Source organism: Burkholderia torrens, assembly GCF_984668525.1.
In genome coordinates this window covers 2,777,806-2,799,123 of record NZ_OZ480212.1, presented here as the reverse complement: position 1 = coordinate 2,799,123, position 21,318 = coordinate 2,777,806, and the positions used below count along the sequence as shown (strand labels likewise).

16 protein-coding genes, 1 pseudogene and 1 riboswitch are annotated in these 21,318 nt (G+C 61.4%); of the genes and pseudogenes, 9 read left to right on the top strand and 8 right to left on the bottom strand.

Going from position 1 to position 21,318, the window contains the following annotated elements; all coding sequences use genetic code 11:
- The first annotated feature begins 104 nt into the window (after nt 1-104).
- Complete coding sequence (locus tag AC5LXX_RS28820; RefSeq protein ID WP_493411984.1) at nt 105-896, top strand: helix-turn-helix transcriptional regulator; 792 nt, start codon at nt 105-107, stop codon at nt 894-896.
- Between the two features lie 97 nt (nt 897-993).
- Here the strand turns inward: AC5LXX_RS28820 and AC5LXX_RS28815 are convergent, their stop codons facing one another.
- From AC5LXX_RS28815 to AC5LXX_RS28780, 8 genes and pseudogenes are all read right to left on the bottom strand, one after another.
- Nucleotides 994-2,472 (bottom strand): aminotransferase class V-fold PLP-dependent enzyme, encoded by a 1,479-nt coding sequence (locus tag AC5LXX_RS28815; protein ID WP_493411983.1) that lies wholly within the window; start codon nt 2,470-2,472, stop codon nt 994-996.
- 158 nt (nt 2,473-2,630) lie between these two features.
- Nucleotides 2,631-2,963, bottom strand: coding sequence for a TrfB-related DNA-binding protein (locus tag AC5LXX_RS28810; RefSeq protein ID WP_493411982.1), 333 nt, complete (start codon nt 2,961-2,963; stop codon nt 2,631-2,633).
- Complete coding sequence (locus tag AC5LXX_RS28805) at nt 2,964-3,221, bottom strand: PAAR domain-containing protein (RefSeq protein WP_493413434.1); 258 nt, start codon at nt 3,219-3,221, stop codon at nt 2,964-2,966.
- Nucleotides 3,222-3,289: 68 nt separating this feature from the next.
- Nucleotides 3,290-3,508 (bottom strand): annotated as a pseudogene (locus AC5LXX_RS28800) (virulence factor); the annotation flags it as partial.
- A 45-nt stretch (nt 3,509-3,553) separates the two neighbouring features.
- Nucleotides 3,554-4,555, bottom strand: a complete 1,002-nt coding sequence (locus AC5LXX_RS28795; RefSeq protein ID WP_493411981.1) for a hypothetical protein — start codon at nt 4,553-4,555, stop codon at nt 3,554-3,556.
- A gap of 171 nt (nt 4,556-4,726) precedes the next feature.
- Complete coding sequence (locus tag AC5LXX_RS28790) at nt 4,727-6,208, bottom strand: virulence factor (RefSeq protein ID WP_493411980.1); 1,482 nt, start codon at nt 6,206-6,208, stop codon at nt 4,727-4,729.
- A complete protein-coding gene (locus AC5LXX_RS28785) occupies nt 6,205-8,517 on the bottom strand; it encodes a T6SS effector phospholipase Tle3 domain-containing protein (RefSeq protein ID WP_493411979.1) in 2,313 nt (770 codons plus the stop codon). The genes AC5LXX_RS28790 and AC5LXX_RS28785 overlap by 4 nt, the downstream gene beginning before the upstream one ends.
- 19 nt (nt 8,518-8,536) lie before the next feature.
- Nucleotides 8,537-11,299, bottom strand: a complete 2,763-nt coding sequence (locus AC5LXX_RS28780; protein WP_493411978.1) for a type VI secretion system Vgr family protein — start codon at nt 11,297-11,299, stop codon at nt 8,537-8,539.
- A gap of 697 nt (nt 11,300-11,996) precedes the next feature.
- On the opposite strand from AC5LXX_RS28780, the gene AC5LXX_RS28775 reads away from it, so the two are divergent.
- From AC5LXX_RS28775 to AC5LXX_RS28740, 8 genes are all read left to right on the top strand, one after another.
- Nucleotides 11,997-12,749 carry a hypothetical protein gene (locus tag AC5LXX_RS28775; RefSeq protein WP_493413433.1) on the top strand — a complete coding sequence of 251 codons (753 nt, stop codon included), beginning with the start codon at nt 11,997-11,999 and terminating at the stop codon, nt 12,747-12,749.
- Between the two features lie 184 nt (nt 12,750-12,933).
- Nucleotides 12,934-13,749, top strand: a complete 816-nt coding sequence (locus tag AC5LXX_RS28770; protein ID WP_493411977.1) for a MipA/OmpV family protein — start codon at nt 12,934-12,936, stop codon at nt 13,747-13,749.
- A gap of 8 nt (nt 13,750-13,757) precedes the next feature.
- A complete protein-coding gene (locus AC5LXX_RS28765) occupies nt 13,758-14,432 on the top strand; it encodes a response regulator transcription factor (protein WP_124451581.1) in 675 nt (224 codons plus the stop codon).
- Nucleotides 14,433-14,481: 49 nt separating this feature from the next.
- Nucleotides 14,482-15,834: a sensor histidine kinase gene (locus AC5LXX_RS28760; RefSeq protein ID WP_493413432.1), complete on the top strand. Its 1,353-nt coding sequence runs from the start codon at nt 14,482-14,484 to the stop codon at nt 15,832-15,834.
- A 463-nt stretch (nt 15,835-16,297) separates the two neighbouring features.
- Nucleotides 16,298-17,269 (top strand): hypothetical protein, encoded by a 972-nt coding sequence (locus AC5LXX_RS28755; protein WP_493411976.1) that lies wholly within the window; start codon nt 16,298-16,300, stop codon nt 17,267-17,269.
- A complete protein-coding gene (locus AC5LXX_RS28750) occupies nt 17,155-18,756 on the top strand; it encodes a phenylacetate--CoA ligase family protein (RefSeq protein WP_493411975.1) in 1,602 nt (533 codons plus the stop codon). Before AC5LXX_RS28755 ends, AC5LXX_RS28750 begins: the two co-directional genes overlap by 115 nt.
- A gap of 249 nt (nt 18,757-19,005) precedes the next feature.
- A riboswitch (SAM-I-IV-variant riboswitch) is annotated at nt 19,006-19,109 on the top strand.
- Nucleotides 19,110-19,151: 42 nt separating this feature from the next.
- Nucleotides 19,152-19,472, top strand: coding sequence for a hypothetical protein (locus AC5LXX_RS28745; protein WP_493411974.1), 321 nt, complete (start codon nt 19,152-19,154; stop codon nt 19,470-19,472).
- 218 nt (nt 19,473-19,690) lie between these two features.
- Nucleotides 19,691-21,106, top strand: coding sequence for a competence protein CoiA family protein (locus tag AC5LXX_RS28740; RefSeq protein WP_493411973.1), 1,416 nt, complete (start codon nt 19,691-19,693; stop codon nt 21,104-21,106).
- Nucleotides 21,107-21,318: the final 212 nt, after the last annotated feature.

Here is a 21,318-nt window from a genome sequence, read left to right as displayed (position 1 = left end):
TCCTGAGGGGGCGGGACACGTCGATTCTGGCAGGCTTAGAATCCGCAACAAGGCCCGGCACGAACCCAGGATTGGCCGATACCACCCTGCACGGAGCGAACCCGATGACCGTCACCACGCGCACCCCGTTCGGCGATTTCCTGCGCTCGCGGCGCAAGAAGCTGCGACCGGACGACGTCGGCCTGCACGACGGCCCGCGCCGACGGACGCCCGGCCTGCGGCGCGAGGAAGTCGCGGAACTGGCCGGGATCGGCGTCGACTGGTATGTGCGGCTCGAGCAGGGGCGCGACGTCAGCCCGTCGGATGCGACGCTCGACGCGCTGGCGCGCGCATTGCGGCTGGACCACGCCGAGGCCGCCCATCTGCGCACACTCGCGCGGCGTGACGTGTCGCATGCGTTCGTGCCGGAGCGCGTGCCGCCGAGCGTCGCGCGGCTCGTCGCGCAGCTTCGACAGCCGGCCTACGTCACCGGGCGGCGCTGGGATCTCCTCGCGTGGAATGCCGCCGCGGCCGACCTGCTCGGCTTCGACCGGCTGGCGGAAGCCGACCGCAACATCCTGGTCTTCATGTTCGTCGAGCCGCACGCGCGGGCGCTCTTCGCCGCGAGCTGGGCCGACGAGGCTCGCCGGATGATCGCGCTGTTTCGCGCGAGCCATGATCTGTTCGCGAACGATCCGGCATTCATCGAGCTGGTGGCGCGCTTGCGCGCGAGCAGCGTCGAGTTCGCGCAAGGGTGGGATGCGCATGACGTGCGCAGCGGCGTGTCCGGCGAGAAGGTGCTCGTGCATGCGCAACGCGGCACGCGGCGCTACGAGTACGCGACGTTCCAGTCGAACGACGATCCCGCGCTGAAGCTGGCGATCTATACGCCGGTAAATGGCGATGAGGTGACGTGATGCTGCGTTGACCGGCATCACCGCGCGTTCACGCAGCGAAGCCTCGGCTGCATGCGTGAACGCGGATGGCACGGTGTAGCGGGGAAGGTGTGCCGGCTCAGGCCGTGCGTCGCGCGGACAGGCGATTCCACAACAGGCCGGAGCGGCTGCCGCTGCGGCAGTACGCGAGCACCGGCTTCTGCAGCGTGTCGACCAGTGCGCCGAATGCGTCGATCTCCGCGTCGCCGATGCGGTCGCGCTCGACCGGCAGGTAGCGTGCTTCGAGGCCCAGTTCGCGGGCCGCGGCGGCGATCTCGTCGAACGCCGGTTGATCCGCGCCTTCGCCGTCGGGCCGGTTGCAGATGACCGAGCGGAAACCCGCATTGCGGATCGCCTTCAGGTCGGCCGGCGTGATCTGGCGCGACGCGGAGAACCCGTTCGACGCCGTCGCGCGGCATTGCTCGATCGCCTTGCGGAAACACGCGATCGCGAAGTCGACGTCCTGCTCCGTCGTGAAGCGGCCGAAGCTCACGCGCACGGTGCGGCCGGCCGTTTCCGCATCGAGGCCGATCGCGGTCAGCACGTGCGACGGTGCGCCGCTGGTCGAGTTGCATGCGGACGTCGACGACACGGCGAGCGCTTCGCCGAGCATGAACGGGAAGAAGCCCGGTGCGTTCACCGTCAGGCTCAGCGTGTGCGGGATGCGGCGCGCGGCGGCTGCGTTCTGCGTGACGTCGCCGAGCGCGGACAGTGCGTCGGTCAGGCGTGCACCGAGCGCGGCGATCCGTGCGGCTTCGCCGTCGAGCTTTTCAGCGGCGAGCTCGCACGCGACGCCCATCCCCACGATCTGATGCGTCGCGAGCGTGCCCGAGCGCAACCCGCGCTCGTGACCGCCGCCGTGAATCTGCGGTGCGATGCGATCGGCGATCTCGCGGCGGACGAACAGCGCGCCGATTCCCTTGGGCCCGTAAACCTTGTGTGCCGACATCGACATCAGGTCGATGCCGAGCGCGCGCACGTCGATCGGCGTCTTGCCGAGCGCCTGGGCGGCGTCGACGTGGAGCAGCGCGCCGGCCGCGTGCACGATGCGCGCGATCGCGCCGATGTCGGTCAGCGTGCCGATCTCGTTGTTCACGAGCATCAGCGATACGAGGCCCGTCTCGGGGCCGATCGCGGCAGCCACCGCGTCGGCGGTGATCTCGCCGTCGCGCGTCGGCGTCAGGAACGTGACCTGTGAGCCATGCTTCGCCAGGTTGGCCATCGTGTCGAGAATGGCCTTGTGCTCGATGCGGCTCGTGATCAGGTGGCGCTTGCCGGTCGCGTTTTCCGCATAGCCTTTCAGCGCGAGGTTGTTCGATTCGGTGGCGCCCGACGTCCAGACGATCTCGTCGGCATCCGCACCGATCAGCGCGGCGACCTGTGCACGGGCGTGCTCGACCTTGTCTTTCGCCTGCCGGCCGGCGGCGTGCGAGCTCGATGCGGGGTTGCCGAAGATGCCGTCGAAGCCGAGGCAGGCCGTCATTGCTTCGATCACGCGCGGATCGGCGGGCGTCGTGGCAGCGTAGTCGAGGTAGTGCAGCGTGTTGGTGTCGCTCATGTCCGTCTCTTGCTGATTGCGTAGTGACGGAAATGATACGGGGGACAGAAGGGAAAAAGGATCCAAAGTTGGCTGGGGATTCAGCTGGATGTGGAATAACGTTTTCTTGGTGTGTCGAATGGAGGAATTTGTTTCTCCATGTGGATTCGCCGGGCCGATCACGTCGCCGTATCGGGGCCGGGTTGGGGCGCTGACCGGTGTGCATCCCGCACCCACGCCAGCAGCGCATGCTCGTACTTCGACGGGATCGTGACCGTGAGAGTCGTGAGTCGCGTGTCGTTGCCCGGCAGTTCCAGATAGCGTTGCCAGGCTTTTCGCACAAGTTGCGACATCGCGGAGCGGGACATGCCGAGTTCGGCGGCCAGCGCCCGTTGTGATCGGCCCTTCACGAAAATCTCGTGCAAGGCCCACTGGTTCAAAGGCTTGATCCGCGTATCCTGCATCCGCAGCAAGCGGAATTGTTCGGCGGTCATGCGTTGGGTCTTCGGCATTCAGATCCGTCCGGAATGCTGAAGCGACGAAACCAACTCTGCGCCGCACGAAGTCTTGTGATGATTGAACGCGGCGGGGCGGCCGTCAACGATGAAGCTTGAGTCGCCTTCGGTAATCGTGCAAGTCCCGTGAATCGGACACGAGCACGTATCGCCGATGCGGGCGACCGCACGCCCCATCACCTCGCTCTTTTCGGCTCCGGTTTCGACCCGGCCGCCGTGGGTATGTGTGTCGTCTACCCGAATAATTCCCCGCATATGAGCTGTCCTCTGAATGATTGGCGCGAGCGGTTGCGTTTGCACGTGACGTCTCGAGCCGGTGTGTGTCACCAGGAATAACCTTGCATGCCGTAATTTGTATCGTGTCGGCGGCCCCACCACGGCAGGTAGGCATTGCTTCCGCCGCGTGCGCGGAACCAGTCCTTGTCGGGATCGATCGGCGTGAGCTTCGACGGAGGAAGGACGACGACCGCGACCGGGTGATCCGGATCGGTCGTGCCGGCGACGAGTGCGTTGCCGCCGAAGTGATTGATCCGGCCGATTGCGAAACGCAGACGATCCGACCCAATAATTATTGGGCAGCATCCCGACTATTGAATTGGCTCGCAATTCTTCCGATCTTCCTCCGATGGTCCGCGGTGTTGGGCCGCATCCATCCAACCCAGATTAAATTGGGTATAGCTGTAGTGACATAACAGCGTGGGCTTTACGGCGACGCTTTTGTCATCGACGGTTAAGGCGTCAAGTGTGAGGGGCACAGAGGGAAATGTAACATCATCTACCGCGATTTGATTGGCTCTATACTTGATGTTGAACTTTCCACCCCAATATTCCGCCGCCTTGCCTGATACAACGCGATAGCCGGTCGGCGCTGTTTTTGGTGAAACATAATACAAGGCCATCGACTGATGTAGCCGCATGTCATCGTCCCCCGAAAATCGAAATAGGTCACTAGGAACAAATAGGTCGGTCGGGTAACCCTTTCTTTCCGAATTCGGCTTCGGTTGTCTGGCAAAAATCCATTGATGTTCGTCATCGTAAACGACCAACTGAATATCTATAGCCACAGGGCTGGCGAGAGAGTTGTAATCTTCAATCTGGCTGTAACGCCGTGCCCCGACCGGATCGCGCCATTTATCGGCAACAAGGTCATCGGGAATTGCAAACACGATTTCTGGGTAGTTATTGAATGCACCCATGAAACGATATTTGGTGCCGGGTACATAGGCGGAGATCGGGCGGCGCATGGGTAAATCCGTACCGTAGACTGTCCAACTAATCGGACGTGCATCCAGAAGGGCTTTCCAATCGGGTTTTGTTCCGCTCTTCAAGGCGACCAGATTTTGCCATTTACAGTCGCTGATCCGATCATGGCAACTATTATACAAATAAAGGCTGATACCCTCGCTTTCCAGCGTCAACCACGGACGTGGTTCAGCCGGAAAGCTATAAATTTTCTCGTAAGATTTCGTTGAAAAATGCGGCACAATCATCGGCGGGCAACCGGCTAGCAACGCACTTATCGGCAGCGCCACGATCAATTTTATCTTTTTCAAATATTTGGATTTTAATGTCCGGGGCATGCTATTCATACCATTCCGCTATTTTCATATCGTCATTGTTAATCTGGAATCATGGTGGTGACGAAAGGAAACACCATGAGCGCCACCAAACCGGGCGCGATAGTAAAAGGCTGCACTCGACTCCTGTTACTAGACGCGGCGGTTACGTTCACATGCAGCGCGCCGCCAAGCCGGTGTGCATCACCACGAATAACCTTGCATGCCGTAATTTGTATCGTGTCGGCGGCCCCACCACGGCAGGTAGGCGTTGTTGCCGCCGCGTGCGCGGAACCAGTCCTTGTCGGGATCGATCGGCGTGAGCTTCGACGGAGGAAGGACGACGACCGCGACCGGGTGATCCGGATCGGTCGTGCCGGCGACGAGTGCGTTGCCGCCGAGGTGATTGATCCGGCCGATTGCGAGCGCGACATCCGTCAATGCACTGCCGGTTCCCATGTCGCCGAGCAGTGCGGCCGTGTTGAATGCCTGCTTCCGGTGTTCGTAATCCGGCAGAATTTCAGTCAAAGTCTGCGCGAGCGCGCCAATGCGTGATGACGATGCGTCACTACCTATGCCTGCGTCGTGAACGATGTAGTTGAGGTCCGGGACTGCGACGCCGGCATTGCGCGCTGCCTGATCGATCGTCGCTTTCCACGTCTGCACGATTCGTTTTGTGCCGACCTTCGATGAAAACTCTTGTGTGTTGCCAGTGGCGGCCTTGCCGATCCATGCAAGCGGTTCGCGCTCGGTGTTGAACGTCGGACCGGCGAGGAACAGCGTGACAAGGTTCTCATTGATCTGTGCATCCGTGGGCGGGAAGTTGGGTGCGTCCCAGTTCACTACCCAGACGCTTTTGTCGGGGTTCGCCTGCAAGTAGTCCAGTGCGTTGTTCAATGAAGTGAATCCGGCGTTCGCGCCGCCTTGTGTGGCTTGTACGTCGGGGAGCGTGTTGCGGCTCCACATCGTTGGAAAATACCGATTCCCGATCGAAAACGTCCTTCGAATGGAGTCCTGCAAGTAGCTTTGCGATTCGGCTGCGTCGAGCCGCTCCGGAACTGCAAGCTCGACACGGATGCCAGCCAACTCACGCCAGTTCTTTTTATCGTCGGGTTTGACCGTGTAGAAGTATTTCGCGTTGCTCGCGTAGCGTGAGTGAAGCAGCAGTGGGAACTTGGTCATGTACTTGCTATAGAAACCTCTGAATGTTTCTGCGCCTTCGTTGCCGTATGCAATACCCGCTACCGACTGGAGCGTTGTAAAGGACTTCGGATCTGTGCGCACCATGTCGTCGTTCTTGTTCGGAGACGCGAGTCCTTGTGTCCACAACAATTGCCATTCTGTCGGGTAGTCCATGCGTTGCAACGGATTCAACCAGATCAAACCCACGACCTGCGCGACGAACGGCTTCGCCGCCTCTTCCGCGGACGGCCCCGCATGCGTTAAGGGTTCCGTCGCGGGGGCCGCGTGCGCTGGCCGTACCGTGGCCGTGGTGAACAGGAGCACCATGAGTGCAGCCAGGCTGGGCACGACTACAAATCGTTTCATCAAATCTCCTATTTCCAGTTGTATCGGGTCCGGTTGTTCTACGTGCGCCATCAACGACGCTATGAGCACGGCCGAGATCATCCATGCTGCGACCGCAACGGCGGCACGTCGCGGCCATGTAGCGATCAGTGCCTTCATATCGCTCCCCCGACCTTCAGATAGAACTGACCTTCTCGTTCATCCGTGATCGTGTCCGGCATGTTGCCTTCACTGCTCTCCGCATGTACCCATTCATGCATCGGAAGCCCGTCAAGCTCTCCGCGCATAAAGTACTGTGTGTACTTCTTGTTTAGGCTAGCGTTGGGAATACCGTCTCCCATCCGCCAATCGGCTTCAATCCGTAGTGCTTTCATTTGCTCAGGCGTCAGATAGCAAACCCCGATCGCCACGTCGTACGCAAGCGCCTTTTTAGCGTGATCCGGATTGGTCATCGTCGTGGAGTGATTTGTCGGGCTATTGGTCGAGCCACGATCGAGCCAATCGACAATCTGCTTGTCGCGCCATTCCTTGTAGCCCTCCGGCATTTCGCTCTTGCCGTCCTCGCCGATCACGTGGCCATCGCCATCGAGCCATTCCGTATTCAGCGTGCGCCGCGCCTCCATCCGCATCAGAGCACGGTCCTCGTAACGCTGTCCGGCTTCGCTCTCTGCCGTCCCTTGCGCGACACTGTCCGCGTTCTTCGCCTCGTACTGATCGTAGGGATCATCAGCGCGCTTGTCGGCGTCTGTCTTGCTTGCGTCTCGCCATGCGGCCGGCGGATCGTTGCCTTCGTTGAAGTCGCTCTTCGCATTGCCGTCCGTCGTTTCGATGGGCTTGCCGAACCGCAACGCTTGCGGCGGGAACGGTTCGTCGAGTGCCGGCGCGTCCGCCACCACGCTCCAGCCCTCCGGCGGATCGGCATTCACGCGGAACATGTTCAACGCCGAGCTGAACCCGGTCACGACGAACATCAGCGGCGCGGTTGCAAGCGTAGCCGCCACGCCCCAGACACTTTCGTTCCCTTTGAGTGCGCCGATGAGATTGAACTTGGCCGGCGGCGAAGGCGGATACCAGAATCCCGAAGTCTTTCCCTTTTGCCGATGCCGCCAGTCGTCTTCCAGATACCGATAGCGCTCCTGCACGCCAACCTGGAAGCCGGAGGCAAAGACGCGCTGCGTCAGCACGCCGGGGACGTTGATATCGTGCAGTTCGTTCTTGTCGATGCCACGCCAGCCGATGCCTTGAACCGTGACCGCCGAAATCACCTGGTCGTGTGGACAGCAATACGCGGTGACGCGACCATATGTCGATTCGTTCAGGCCATGGCGAGCCCGATCCTCTTGTGCCGCATAAGACCGCTTGCTGGTCGGCGATACCCGCTCGTTGGCCATATCTTCATCGATCTTGCCGGCGGGCAGTTCGTAGGCTTTGCGCGTGCCGATGATCGACAGAAACTTGCCGAACGTTTTCGTGCGCGCGGCGTAGGTCTGCCGTCCGCGACGGCCGCCACCGTCCCTGGTCGCGCGTTGCGACCAGGTATCCATGAACGTATCGGATGGATTGGGGCCGTCTGCGCGCGCAAAGCTGTACGGCGCATTCGCCAGTACGTAGGCATCCGCCACGCAATGCCCGCTACGTCCCCACGGATCTTCGACATCGGGCAGTGCATCGCCGAAGAACGCCGCCGTCAGGCCCACGATGTTGCCCTGGCTATGGCATACGACGGTAATTGGCACGTCGGCCTGCATGCGGCGAATCGACTCGATCAGTCTCGCAAGTCGCAACGCCGCGAGCACGCCATATGCGCGGGGTGGCGCGCGATACAGCGGCCGGTTGGTCGGGTTGATTCCCTGGACGGTCAACCACGCGGCCGCGCGGTCGTCGAGGCCGCCGTGCCAGAGATCGGGCAGGCTCGCGCAGCCGTTCGTGAATGGGCCGCCGCCCCAATAGTCCTTCTCATTCAGAAAGATCTTGTCGCCATACTCTTTCAACTCTGCGGCGGTTGCCCGATAGCCCCACCGGAAATGAATGACGGGCGAGAAGGACGGGTCAGATTTGATGTAGTTGCCGGACCAAAGCGTCGGATTCAAAAACCCATCCGGCGTCACGCTTTCCGTGTACTTCGCGGGCACCAATTGCCCGGCATCGATGCCGTGATATTGCAACTGATCGTCCAGCCGCCCGAGCCGTCGGTTCAGACCGTCGCACAGCCCCTGCTCGGCGGCTTCGAACCATTCGCCTTCGGAGTTCACGCCATGGACGAAGATGACGATACCGGGCAACGGCATTTGCTTGATGCAGATCAGCCGGGTGTCTTTCGTCCACATCGAGACTCCGTCGCTTCTACCGACGACGATCTGAGGTGGCTCCGGGCGCGGCGCAGCCGCGTCGGGCACGTCGGCCTTCGCGGCGTGCTCGTTGGTGCGTGCTTCCTCTTCCGGCCGAGGATCGAGAGATGAATCAATCATCCGGACTCCTGCGCTTGCGTTAAACATTCTTCTTGGTGAACTGCACCGCCAGCCTCTCGAACCGATCGGTATCGATCGCCGGCAATTCCCCGGCCGTGTCGGTCGTCAAACTCGACAGCGTTCCCGATGCTGTTTGAATCTGTCCTTCGAATCCCGGTGCCGCGTTACCGTCCGTTGGACGGATCAGCTTCGGGACGCGGCCGAGCGTGCGTTGATCGAATGCCGGCAGGTCGACGCTCATGCTCGCGGGGCCGCCCCATGCATGACCGTCCGATTTCACGGTGAACTTGCCGGGGCATCCCAGTTCGATATCGCTGCCATGCAGCTTGAGATACGCACCGCCGGACGTGACGAATACGACTTCGTCGCTTGCCGTGCCGGCAAGCCTGCCGTTGGCCGCGGTCAACTGGATGTTTTTGCCGGATTCGATTTGCGTGTCGTCGTTCTGCGATTGAAGGACCACTTTCCCCTGATGTGCGATCGCCGATACACCTTTGCCGTGCGCGAACATCGCGACGCCACGCCCGGCATGCAGATTGATTCGCTCGCCGCTCGTGATTTGCATGTGTTGCTGCGCGATCTGATCGATGTTCTCGCCTGCATACGTGACGTGCGTTTTCGGCGTGACGTTCAGCGATCCTGCTTGCGCGCCGAACGCCATGAACGCGGATGCGTCGCCGGTGGCGCCGGATTCCGATTCGCCGGGTTTCCAGTGACGGAATGCGTTGGCGATGTTGTCCTGGCCGGCCGTGTCGGCGGACTGCCCGCCGTGCTGGCCGGCATAATCGCCGAGCGACTTGAAGAGTTCCGTGCATTGATCGAGCAAGCGGATCAATTCATCGCGATCGAGCTGACCCCCGGTTGCATGCGAACGCGCATAGGTCGTCAACAGCATGCCTTGGGCGGCGCGCAACGCCGCAGCGGCGTCGGTGCGCAACTCCGCGCCTTCGCCCCGATCGTTCCCGTGTCCGTCCTTGCGCGGCTGCGTCAGGTAGCCGAGATTCAACTGCGTATGCGCATGTTCGCTTGCCAACTGCGCGGAGATTTGCGACGGCGTATCGTCCAGACGAAGCTGGTTATGACGCCGCCCCTTGATTTCCCGCGTCTTGATCCCGGACACGTAGCGATTGCCAGGAAGCGCGCCGGTATCGCTGAAAGTCGCGGGCGGGTTCGCGCCGTTGCTCAACACCCCGATGATCACCAGACGGTCGGGATCGCCCGACAGATTCCCCAGCAAGACCTCCATGCCGACACGCGGCAGGAACAGCGCACCGAAGCATTCGCCCGCGAGACTCGCCGCGACGCGGATCGGTGCGCTGTCGCCGGCCAGGCCGTTTGTTCCGGCGCCTTGCGCGTGAGCATGGTCCGCCGGATCCAGCCCGTGAATCCGCACACGCACGCGGCCGGCCTTGTCGCAGAACACCTCTTCGCCCTGCGTGCCGACGATCGTGCCGGTCATCAGGTGAACCGGCGGCACGTCGATCGCCGGATCGTAGGCGGGCTTCAGCGGCACGCCGCGTTGCACGCACGTGAAGCTGTTCTCGTAGCGCGTGTCCGTTGATCCCGATGCATCGGGCGGCGGGGCGGTTGGCGTGAGGTTGTGGCTTGCCGTGAACAGCCCGCTTGTGCGGCCCGACAGGTCTTTCGGCAGGTTGTTCCAGATGACGTGTCGAATCGACGTGACGACGAATCGACGACGATCGATCGACTTCATATCCAGCTCGGGGTCGCCCGCCAGCGTGAACCCGTGTCCCACCAGCATGTCGCGCACGGTGCCGATACCGTCGAAGCGCGCGGCTTCGAACTGATGGGCCAGCATCCGGTCGTGCGCGATGCGCGCGTGATCGCGCCACGAGTCGCCGACGTGCGGGATGTCGATCGCGATATCGGTCAGCAGGCGCGCAAGATCGTTCCCCGACTCGCCCTGGCCGATGTCTGTGACGGCCTCGAAGTCGTCCACACGAGCGGTCTTGTAATCCCACGACGGGCGGCGGACCTTGCCGGGCGACAGACGCTGGTCGTACGCGAAGAGGGTGACGGTGTCACGTTGCTCGACGCCGGCGTCGCGCGGGTGGAGGCGTACGGTACCGGCCGGCGCGTCCGGCAGACGGTGCGGATCGTCGCAGAACACGAGCGTGTGAATCGGCCGCTCATCGGTCACGCCGCGTCTCCCGTCGACCGGGGCGGCCTTCGCAAAGACCGTGATGCCTTCCCGGCGCAGCAGCCGCCGGATGAAGCGTGCGTCGGATTCGTTGACCTGCCGCGTCAGCTCGCGTGCCGGATACCGATCGGCCTGCAACATCGACAGGTCGAAATCGAACGCTCGCGCGAGTGCGGAGCTACGCTGTTTCCACTCGTTCATCAGCGTCACCAGAATCTCCGGCACGCTGCGCGAGCGGAACAGGCGGGCGTTCGTGCGACGGTCCATCAGCGACAGCGCGTCGCACACATGCAGCTGATAGACGGTCAGTTCGCCATCGGATTGACCGGTTCGCACTTCGTGCACGATCGCATTGATGGCCCGGATGTTGCCGCGGTCGGTCGTCAGCCGGACCGATACGGGCAAGCCGAGAAACAGCGCAGGTGGCAGATGATCGTAGGTCGACACGCAGGTCAGTTGCCCTTCGATCCCCGACATCAGTCCCTCGCGGATATCGGCGTGATGGAGCGCCAGCAGATGGCCGACCGCGCGTTGCGCCTGCCCGAAATGAAGGGAGACTGGACGCTTGTTCAGGTCGACCAGACCCGACGCAAAGTTTCTCAAGGTTGCTGCTATCGACATAACGACAATCTCGTTATTTTTTGTTCCGGATTCGAATAGGTTCGAATCCGCCTCTCAGGATGACTAGGCAACGGCACTCGGATTTTCGGTGCGAAGAATAGCAAGCTATTTCTATCTTAAGTCGATATTTTTATTTTGAGATGTTGAAAAATTCATTCTGAAACAATGATTAGTGATTGTTTGCTTAGGGTGGATTTTTTATTTAAATGAGAATATATCGAGTCGAATATTCTGAATTGGTATTTGTCATGCCTCGTTTTCCAATATCGTTGGCGTAGGGCTTTTTTGGCTAGGACATGATTGAATTGAAATTTGAGAATTCAGAATTGTCTCGACTCAAAATGAGCAGCGGTACGTCACGCCATTGAAAGCGGTGCGAGCGGGCTTGCGCACTGGCGCGCGATGTGCCGCCCGCGGATCGAATCCGATGGGCGCCGCTGCTCGCTTTCCGTCGGTTGTTGTCGCCGAGGCAACACGGTAGTGTTGTGTTGGCCATTGACGTGCCGCCGGGCCGACACGGAACCTGTGACGAGGCGTGCCGGCATCGGCGAATTTCAAGCGGCGGGTGCGTTGCCGGTCATTCCACCCTATAGTGCTCGTCGTTGATCGATCCGCAAGCAATCGGGGGTTCGTCGTGTTTCACCGGAAATTCAAATCGCGTTGTTCGCGCTTCGCGTGCATCGTCGCCGTGACGACGATGCTGGCGCCCGTCGCGGCGCGTGCGGAGGGGGAGGCCGTCGACGGCACGACGCACGTCGCGTCAGCTGTCGATCACGACACGTCCCCGGCACGTCCGATTGCCGGCGACGATCCGGTTGCCATTCGGGACGCGCTGCAGAAGGTGCACGTCAGCACGCTCTCACCTTCGTTGGGCGATCGCGTTCGCGGCGCGGTCGCCGGTGCCGCCGGCCGGCACGGCCCGACGAATCCCGACCTGGCGGCCGTCGGCCTGGATCGTGACGTGACGTTCGTGGTGCCGGTGCGGTACGGGCTGAGATACCGGTCGCGGCGGCAGCTGCTGACGCTGGATATCGACCTGTTCGATGCGGAGCGCGACGGCCGGGCAGGCATCCTGCTCCACAAGGTGACGACGGGGCCGCGAGGACGCGGGCTCGTGATTGCACCGGAAGCGAAGGCAAAAGGGTACGTCCAGCACGTCGACATCATCGAACTCGAGGCCGGACAAGGCAAAAAAACCACCGTTCGGAGCCGCATGCGGCTTTCGCCCGCCGAGTACGCGCAAACGCATGGCGACTTCGCACTCGTTTTTTCCGGACGCCTGGTGCGGCCTTACCTGACCGAACAAACCGAACATGCCGACCCGAGTATCGAGGAGCCGACGGACATTTCGACGAGGATCTCCACGTTGCACATGGATCTTCACGACATCCGGCTAGTGAGTCCGTCGAGCGGCGTCGTGGTGTCGAAGAAGTTGCGGTTGTCGAAGTAGCGGGTTTCGCCGGGCGGGTCATGCAGCTTTGCGCTTCCCGTCGAGCAGAGGGAAGCGCCGCCGCGACGATGCGATAACCAAAGGCGGTTCTGTCCTTGGACGATATTTTTCCTGGTAAGTGAGCGGTAAGTCGACTGGTCCTACAGTAGCCCCCGTTTCGATTGTCGACTCCAGGAAAATGATAGTGAAAACTGCCTTCCGCCGCGAACGTCCGTTACTGCTGCTTGCCGCTTCATTCGCGTTGTCGTCTGCTTCGGCCTGGGCCGACGACGGCACGATCCTGCCCGATACCGACAATTCAGGGCTGACCATCCTCAACAACGCGACGAACGTCACGCATTGGGGATTGGGTGCCGGTGTCGGCGTCGAGCCGTCGCCTTACAAGGGAGACAGCAGCCGTGTATTGCCTTTGCCACTGCTCTATTTCGACAACAAATGGGTGCGGGCCATCGGTACCACGGTCGATCTGAAAATCGGGAGCTGGAGCGGCGTCAGTGTCGCGCTGCGTGGCCAGTTCTCGCTCTTCGACGGCTACAAGGGCTCGGACGCACCGATCCTGAACGGCATGGAAAATCGCAAGGGCGCGTTATGGTACGGCCCTGCACTGTCATGGAGCACCGGCTTCGGCACGTTGTCGGGCAGCTTCCTGCTCGGCGGAAACAAGGGCGAGCGCGCAAAAATCGGCTTCGAGAAGGCGTTTGCGCTCGGCCAGTTCTCGATCGCGCCACATGTCGGCGTGGAATGGCTGAGCGACAAATACGTCGACTACTATTACGGCGTGCGACCATCGGAGGCGCGTGCGTGGCGCGCGGCCTACAACGCGGGGTCGACAGTGAACGTGTCGGCCGGCACCCGTATCGACTATCAGTTGACGAAGCAGCAGACGATTTCCGTGGACCTCGGCGTGTCGCGTCTCGGCGACGCCATCACCGACAGTCCGATCGTCGGAAGACGGTTCGTTCCCGAGGCCAGAATCGGCTACATGTATCGATTCAAGTGAGTGCGAGTATGCCAAGAGTGGCGATTGTCGAGGATCACGAGCGCCTGGCCGGGTTGTTGGGCCAGGCCTTGGCCGCGGCGGGAATCGAATCCGACCGGTTCGGCAATGTCCGGGAAGCCGCCTACGGTGTCGACCAGGCCGATTACGCGCTGCTGATCATCGACCGCGGATTGCCCGACGGAGACGGTCTGGCGTTCCTGAGGACGCTGCGCGCGGCGGGGCGCATGATGCCTTGCCTGATGCTGACGGCGCGCGACGCGTTGCATGACCGCATCGACGGACTCGAAAGCGGCGCCGACGACTATGTGACCAAGCCGTTCGAGATGAGCGAACTCGTCGCCCGCGTACGCACGCTGATGCGGCGCCCGGCGCTGCTCACGACGCTCGTCGCATCGTTCGCGGATGTGACCGTGGACCCGCCGCAGCGCGCGATGCGCTGTGGCGACCGGACGGTACTGCTGGCGCCGGCCGAACTGCAGGTCATGCTCTGCCTGATCGAAGCGGCCGGCCGGACCGTCCGGCATTCGATACTCGAGCATGCCGCATGGGGGCTCGCGGAGGCCGTCACGCCGAACGCGCTCGAGGTGACCGTGCACCGCTTGCGCAAGAAACTGACGGCGATCGGCGCAACGACGCGGCTCACCAATATCCGTGGCGCCGGCTTCGCGCTGCGGGACGCGTGACGATGCTTCGCCGCGTTTCGCCAGTTGCCACTCACGGGTAGAAATCGCCATGTTCCGTCATTGGGTTCTACGCCTGTCGACGCGCCTGTGGGTGACCAACCTCGTCGCGTTCGCCATCAGCCTGGCGCTGATATCTGCGCTTTCCGTCTATTTTCTCGATCGATATCCCGAGCTCCTGGGACGGCGCCAGCAGATGGAGAGCATCCGTCATATCGTGGCCGGGATGCGTTTCGATGCGGCCGGGCGCCCGGCATCCGTGCGATTGGGCGAGCATCCGGCGGTGATGTTCCGGCTCTTGCCGGCCGACGTGAAGTATCGCGTGCTCGATGCGACGGGGAAGGTGTTGCTGGCGTCGGTGCCTTCGAGCGAAGATCGACCGTGGCTGACGGACGACCTCGCGACGGTGGCCGGCAAGGTACTGCCCGCCACGATCGACGGCAAGGCGTTCGCGGTCGCGACGCAGCGCGCGCTGAACGGCAGCGTCGTCTATTTCGTGCAGGTGGCGTACAGCAGGGAACTCGTCGATGCGCTCGTCAGGACGCGGATCGATCCGATACCGAAGACCATCGCTTATGTGCTGGTCATCGCGACCGTCATTTTCGGACTGACGCTGCCGTTGACGATCAGCCATGTGCTGAAGCCGTTGCGGGAGGTATCGCGTGCCGCGCGGGAAATCGAGCCACGCAACCTGAAGACGCGGCTGTCGTCGGCCGGCATTCCCAGCGAGATCAAGCCGCTGATCGATGCGTTCAACGATGCGCTGACCCGGCTCGAAAACGGCTTCGCGGTTCAGCAGCAATTTCTGGCCGACGCCGCGCACGAGTTGCAGACACCGCTCACGCTCGTCAGAGGCCAGATCGAGTTGCAGCCCGACATCAGACAGAAGGCGCTGCTGCTTCGCGAGATCGATTTGATGGCGAGGCAGGTCAAGCAATTGCTGCATCTCGCCGAAGTCAGCGAAGCGCAGAACTTCAGCTTCGGCGACGTGAACGGCGTCGAAGTCGTGCAGGACGTCGTGAGCCTGCTGGCCGGCAAGGCCGATGCGAAACAGGTGACGCTTCATATCGAAGCGCGCGACGCCACGGCGCCCATGCGGGCGGACAGCGGGGCGCTTTTCATCCTGCTCAAGAATATCCTCGAGAACGCGATCAATGCGTCGCCGTCGGGCGGTGTCGTCGTGCTGACCGTCCTTGATTCGGTGATTCATATTGAAGATGAAGGGCCGGGTATTCGGCGGGAACATCTCCCGCTGCTTTTCGACCGGTACTGGCGGGCGCCCGATTCGCGGTATGACGGTGCGGGCCTCGGGCTGGCGATCTGCAGGGAGATTGCCGAGGCCCATCAATGGAGGCTGACGGTCGATGTGCTGAAGGCGGGGACGCGGTTTAGTGTTTGGTTTTAGGCTGCACGGTTGTCGTGCCTGGCGGCGCAAGCGCGACAGGGGCACATGCATCGTATGCAGGTGTGACGCCGAAGTGGGCGATCCGTCGATATCGTCCGCAAGAGCCGGGCGGTCTGGCAGAACGGGCTCATGCGACGTTCGGGAATTTCGATGAGGCGCCCCTCACGCGCGATTTCCGCAAGCTGGTGGGGAGGGCGCCGCGCGAGTATCGTCGGGATGACCGGTAGAAGTAAGGTCGGCCGCCGGCGTATATGAATAGGTCCTCGCCCTCATGTAAGATGCGCACTGCTTCGTCCGGTCTTGAGAGGGGCCGGATTCTCGCGCCACAACGGCAATTTGCCGAACAACAACAAGGAAGCCACGAGAGATGCCGGGGATTTCCACTGAAGCCTTTTCTGTCTGGCACGCGATCCTGTCCGTTGCCCGGCATGCACCTTCGCCGCACAACGTTCAACCATGGCGCGTGCAACTGATCTCGGACGATTGCGCCGAGCTGTTCGTCGATGGCACGCGTACGTTGCCGAAGGAAGATACGACCGGGGCGTTCCTGTTGTCCGCGATGGGCATGTTCATCGAAGCGATCGATCTGCTCGCGGCACCACGCGGCTTGCGTGTCGAATGGCAGTTGCATCGCCCGGTACGGGAACTGGCGGCCGTCATGTCCCGGCCAACCCTGCCGGAACTGATTCCGTTCGCTGCGTTGCGGCTCGTTGCCAACGTCGGATCGTCGCGCGACGACCCGTCCGCGCTGATGATGGCGCGCCGCACGTCGCGCATTTCGATGGACCCGACACCGGTGCCGGACGCTGCTGTCACGCAACTGACGGCATTGGCCGACGAATGGGGGCATCGATATACCCATGTATCGGGAGCCGAACGGATCGAGCCGATCATCGCCGCGAACATCGACGCCGTGTTCCACGACATGAACGTTGCGGATTACCACGACGAAATCACGGAGTGGTTTCGCTTCACCGAACGCTCGGCGGCACGGCATCGCGATGGTCTCGACTGGCGCTGCATGAACCTGTCGCGCGCGGAGTTCTGGCTTTCCGCGCATCTGTCGAAAATCCTGACGTTCAAGCCGACGCGCTTTTACTTCAAGCACCGGTATCGCGCGCAACTGGGCCACGTACCCGCGATCGGCGTGCTGAGCGGCGACTTCTTCAACCCGGAGAATGCGATCGAGTCGGGCCGATTCCTGCTGCGTTTCTGGCTCGCCCTGACGAGCCTCGGGCTGTACCTGCATCCGTACGGCAACCTGGTCACGAACCCCGACGCCGCCGCGTGGTTCAGTGCACACACCGGTGTTGACCGCGCATGGCTTGTCTTCAAGGTCGGCTACTCGCGTACGCCGCCGCAAAGCCAGCGCAGGGCGCTCGCCGACATCCTCGTCGATGCGCCGGTTTCGTCCCATTCTCCGAGATCCGCATGAATACGCTCCATCGTCTGTTTCTCGAAACCATTCTCTGGACGCTGTGGTTTCTTCGTCGGGTGATCAGTGTCGATGGACGCCTTTACGTGTTCCTCAACGCACCTGTGTTTCAACCGTATCTGGCCTATGTCGGCCGCATGCGCGCCCGCGTGGCGTTCCTCAAGGCGAGCACGGCATGTCCGGCATACGTCGAGTTCCTGAAGGCCGAGGGTTACAAGCCCCGCGGAAGATGGCGGTTATCCGACTTGCCCGCGATGACCAAGGAGAACTACATCAAGCGCTACTCGATCGAGCAGCGCTGCTATGGCGGAGCCATTCCGAAGTCGGGCGTCGTCATCGACGAATCGTCGGGGTCCACCGGTCAACCGAACAACTGGGTGCGCAGCGCGGCCGAACGCAGCGACGTCAAGCGCATCCTGCAACTGAACTATCAGCTGGTGTTTCGCGATTCCGGCAAGATGCTGCTGAACTGCTTTGCGCTTGGGCCGTGGGCAACGGGCATGAACGTGTCGATGTCGCTGGTCGACGTCGGCATCATGAAGTCGATCGGACCGGACAAGGCCAAGCTGATCAACACGCTGAAGCTGTTCGGGCCGAAATATCAGTACCTGATATTCGGCTATCCGCCGTTTATCCGCTCGGTGGTCGACGAATGCGATCTCGACCTGACGCCTTATCACATCGATTTCATCGTTGGTGGCGAGGGCTTGTCGGAAGCGTTGCGCGATCATCTGCTGCGCAAGGCGAGCACGGTCATTTCCTCGTATGGCGCGTCGGATCTCGAGATCAACATCGGCGTCGAGACTCCGACGACGATCGGCTTGCGGCGCGCGTTGCTGAGCCGCCCCGAGTTATGCCGCGAACTGTTCGGTCGCGATACGCCGCCGATGATCTTCCAGTACAACGCGCTCGACTACGTGATCGAAACGAATGCCGACGGAGAACTGCTGGTGACCATCGGGCGCCAGTCCGGTGCGGCGCCGAAGATCCGCTACAACATTCGCGATTCAGGCGGGACATATCGATTCCGCGAGCTGAACAAGCGTCTGTCGGCACATGGCATGCGCCTGACGGAATTCGCGTCGCGGACCAGCCATTTCCCGTTCCTGTTTGTGTACGGGCGCAACGATTCGAGCGTGCCTTTTTATGGCGCGAAGGTGTTCCCGTCCGATATCGAGCAGGTTCTGTCCGCTTCTCCGGCGCTGCACGATGCAATCAGCACGTTCCAGCTCGCGACCACCGAGGATGCGCACCTGACGAGTTTCCTGCACGTTCATCTTGAACGCGCGTCGGGTAGTGTGCCGGTGCAGCTTGACGATGCCGCGCTGCATGCTGAGATGTTCGAGGGTATGAAGCGCGTGAATCAGGATTTTCGTGAGGTATCGAGGTTGTTCGATCCGGCACAGGTGATCGTGCATATGCACGATCACGATACAGGGCCGTTTCAGGGGCGCGATATTCGAATCAAGAACAAGTACATCGCGTGAGGGCGGGAGGGTGATGCGTTCGGGCTGCCTTGTCTCGCGCCGGACCATCCGGCGTTTTCCTCTATCGCTCACCCCGGTCCGGCGGCCTCCGCTCATCGTCTGCGGACTTGAACGCCGACGTACTCCCCGTCTCGTATGAGGGCCGGATCGATGAAGCCTTCCCGCTGAAATGTGGCTTTCACCGGACGGCTTGTCAGCTGCCGATTTTTCGATATAATGAATCAACGTTCGGAATGTCGAACGTTAGAAATCAAGCATCCAGAGTCGGATTTTCCGACGCCAACCTGCCCTCCCGGGCAAGGTGGACGCCTTAGAGGCGATGCGGCCGATTGACGGCAACGAAACGGGAGCAGCATGGCTGGCACCGGTTCGATAATCACTCATCCGGAGCAACCATGAGCCAAGTTTCCTCCGCTTCCCGCCCGACTGTCTGTGAAGACTGGTCGCAGTTCCTTCCCGGTTTCACGTTGACGCATACGGTTCATCTCATATCGAGACGGAATCCGGGCATCGTCTCGACCGCGGCGGCCGTACTCGAAGGGGAAACGGCGACAGTCGATCGGTGGGCCATCACGCGCTGTGGCGACGTTCTCGAGCAGAAGATCGTGCTCGGTGAAATGACGGAAGGGCAAGCGGTGCGGTTGCGTGAGCGGCTTGCGGCGCTGGATGGTGTGCTCCGTACGAGGGTGGAACATCATTTCGTTCGGGCGGGTTAAGCCGTCTTCGGAAATGAACCGGAGGGCGGCTGTTTGCGGGTGCATTTGTGTCGTCGCCGTATCTGTTCGCCAAAAATGAAAGTGTCCCGAGGGAATCGAAAGAGTTTCTGCAGGAACTAATAGGTATGCGACTAGGATGACAAGGTGGGAACTACGTTCGAACGTGGTATCCCTCTCGTGTTGCTATAGTAGCCACTCCTGCTTTGCACTTTTGCTCGATGAAAGCCGGTTTGACTATCCCGTTTGCTGTGAGCCCCTTGGGGCATCTTGTCGCCGCACGTGACCTGCCGAAGCATGCGAAAGGACCGTTTCGCTGCGCCGCCTGCCGAAGCCCGGTGATTCTAAAGCAAGGTGAAGTGAAAGCTTGGTATTTTTCGCACCTGCCGGGCTCGGATTGTGCGAAGGGTTTCGAAACGGCACTTCACATGCTGGCTAAACAGATTCTGCTCGAGCATCGGCGTCTACGTGCGCCCGCGCTGGTCTGTGTGGATGAGGGAGCGCTTGAAAAAGGTATCATGGTATGCGATGAGCACGTCGTCCGCTGGGCTGCGGCGGGTGAAGCCGAGAAGTGGATGGACGGCATTCGGCCGGACTTCGTGGCCGATTGCGGAGACCAACTGCTGATCGTCGAAGTCGTCGTGACCCACGAACCCGACGGCAACAAGCTCGCGCATCTCGCCCGCCTCGCGATTCCCGCCCTCGAAATCGACCTGTCGGATGTCTCACGCGATGTCACCATCGACGCGCTCACGCGTCGCATCGTTGATACGGTTGCAGGCAAGCGATGGCTTTTCTACCCCGGTTGGGCCGAAGCCCAGGCTGTGTTCGACGCACGGTGCCGTGAAGAAGAAGCACGGCTCGAAGAAGAGGGCGCTGAGATTGAGGCTGAATACGCACGGGAGCGGGCCTTGGCCAGACGTGAGCGCGCCGCGGCGGCGGCGCAGCGAGACGCAGCCCGGAGGAAGATTGAGCGGGCGAACAAGCTGTTTCGGCAAGCACCGGACGCAGGCAAGACGGAGTTCCTCGCTGGGAAGCTCGGCCTAGCGGAACAGGATTGGCCGCTGCTGTTTGGCAGCAAGGTGCGCTGGGCCTCTGCCGTGAAGGCGCATGCGCGGATTTGGCAGGCCGATGTCTTCCGAAGATTCATCTATCGCCAACGGGGCAAGCGCGCCGCGTCCGAATTGACGGTTGACTGCGTAGCAGAATGGCTGACCCAGCGCTATGACGTGCTGCCGTCCGCGTCGATGTCGCTCCCGGTCGCGGTGTGGGACTTTATGTCCTTGCTTGCAAGGCACGGCTATCTCCGCCGGAATTCTGGCCAAGAATTCGAGATTCTGAAAGACGTGCTTCCTGAGCATGAGCGACTAGCGCCGACACATCCGCAGAGTCCAGCTGCTTTAGCTACTCGAGGGTTGTTCTGGTCGCGCAGCCTTGGCGACGAAATGCAAATCTATCTCGCCGCTGAACAAGCCGGCGTACGTAAGCCTCACACTGCGATGCAAAGCTTGATGCGTGGGCGGGTGTACCTGGACAGTGAGGCGGAATACACATACAGGGTCTCGGTCGCATTGCAGTTGTCGCTTGAGCAGACAGTCGAGTTTCTTGTGGCGGCCGGATTCTTCGTGCAAATCTGACCTCGTCACCTGGACTGGGAGCTGCAACTGATGTAGGGCGCGCTTGCTCGATACGGTGAAGGTTCGGTAGATAGAACGAGACCGCGGGCGAAAGGCTGCATGCAACGTGGAAAGCCGGCGCCAGAGTTGTCAGATGTGGAGATTGATGTCTACGTTGCAACTAGGCTCTAGGCCGCGAGCGTTCAGTATTTCCGTTTGCGAAGACGTGTCGC

What these genes read in the sequence shown, in the direction of transcription:
- AC5LXX_RS28820 (WP_493411984.1), top strand. Translation starts at nt 105, where the DNA reads ATGACCGTCACCACGCGCACCCCGTTCGGCGATTTCCTGCGCTCGCGG.
- AC5LXX_RS28815 (WP_493411983.1), bottom strand. Translation starts at nt 2,472, where the DNA reads ATGAGCGACACCAACACGCTGCACTACCTCGACTACGCTGCCACGACG.
- AC5LXX_RS28810 (WP_493411982.1), bottom strand. Translation starts at nt 2,963, where the DNA reads ATGCCGAAGACCCAACGCATGACCGCCGAACAATTCCGCTTGCTGCGG.
- AC5LXX_RS28805 (WP_493413434.1), bottom strand. Translation starts at nt 3,221, where the DNA reads ATGCGGGGAATTATTCGGGTAGACGACACACATACCCACGGCGGCCGG.
- AC5LXX_RS28795 (WP_493411981.1), bottom strand. Translation starts at nt 4,555, where the DNA reads ATGAATAGCATGCCCCGGACATTAAAATCCAAATATTTGAAAAAGATA.
- AC5LXX_RS28790 (WP_493411980.1), bottom strand. Translation starts at nt 6,208, where the DNA reads ATGAAGGCACTGATCGCTACATGGCCGCGACGTGCCGCCGTTGCGGTC.
- AC5LXX_RS28785 (WP_493411979.1), bottom strand. Translation starts at nt 8,517, where the DNA reads ATGATTGATTCATCTCTCGATCCTCGGCCGGAAGAGGAAGCACGCACC.
- AC5LXX_RS28780 (WP_493411978.1), bottom strand. Translation starts at nt 11,299, where the DNA reads ATGTCGATAGCAGCAACCTTGAGAAACTTTGCGTCGGGTCTGGTCGAC.
- AC5LXX_RS28775 (WP_493413433.1), top strand. Translation starts at nt 11,997, where the DNA reads ATGCTGGCGCCCGTCGCGGCGCGTGCGGAGGGGGAGGCCGTCGACGGC.
- AC5LXX_RS28765 (WP_124451581.1), top strand. Translation starts at nt 13,758, where the DNA reads ATGCCAAGAGTGGCGATTGTCGAGGATCACGAGCGCCTGGCCGGGTTG.
- AC5LXX_RS28760 (WP_493413432.1), top strand. Translation starts at nt 14,482, where the DNA reads ATGTTCCGTCATTGGGTTCTACGCCTGTCGACGCGCCTGTGGGTGACC.
- AC5LXX_RS28750 (WP_493411975.1), top strand. Translation starts at nt 17,155, where the DNA reads ATGGCTTGTCTTCAAGGTCGGCTACTCGCGTACGCCGCCGCAAAGCCA.
- AC5LXX_RS28745 (WP_493411974.1), top strand. Translation starts at nt 19,152, where the DNA reads ATGAGCCAAGTTTCCTCCGCTTCCCGCCCGACTGTCTGTGAAGACTGG.
- AC5LXX_RS28740 (WP_493411973.1), top strand. Translation starts at nt 19,691, where the DNA reads ATGAAAGCCGGTTTGACTATCCCGTTTGCTGTGAGCCCCTTGGGGCAT.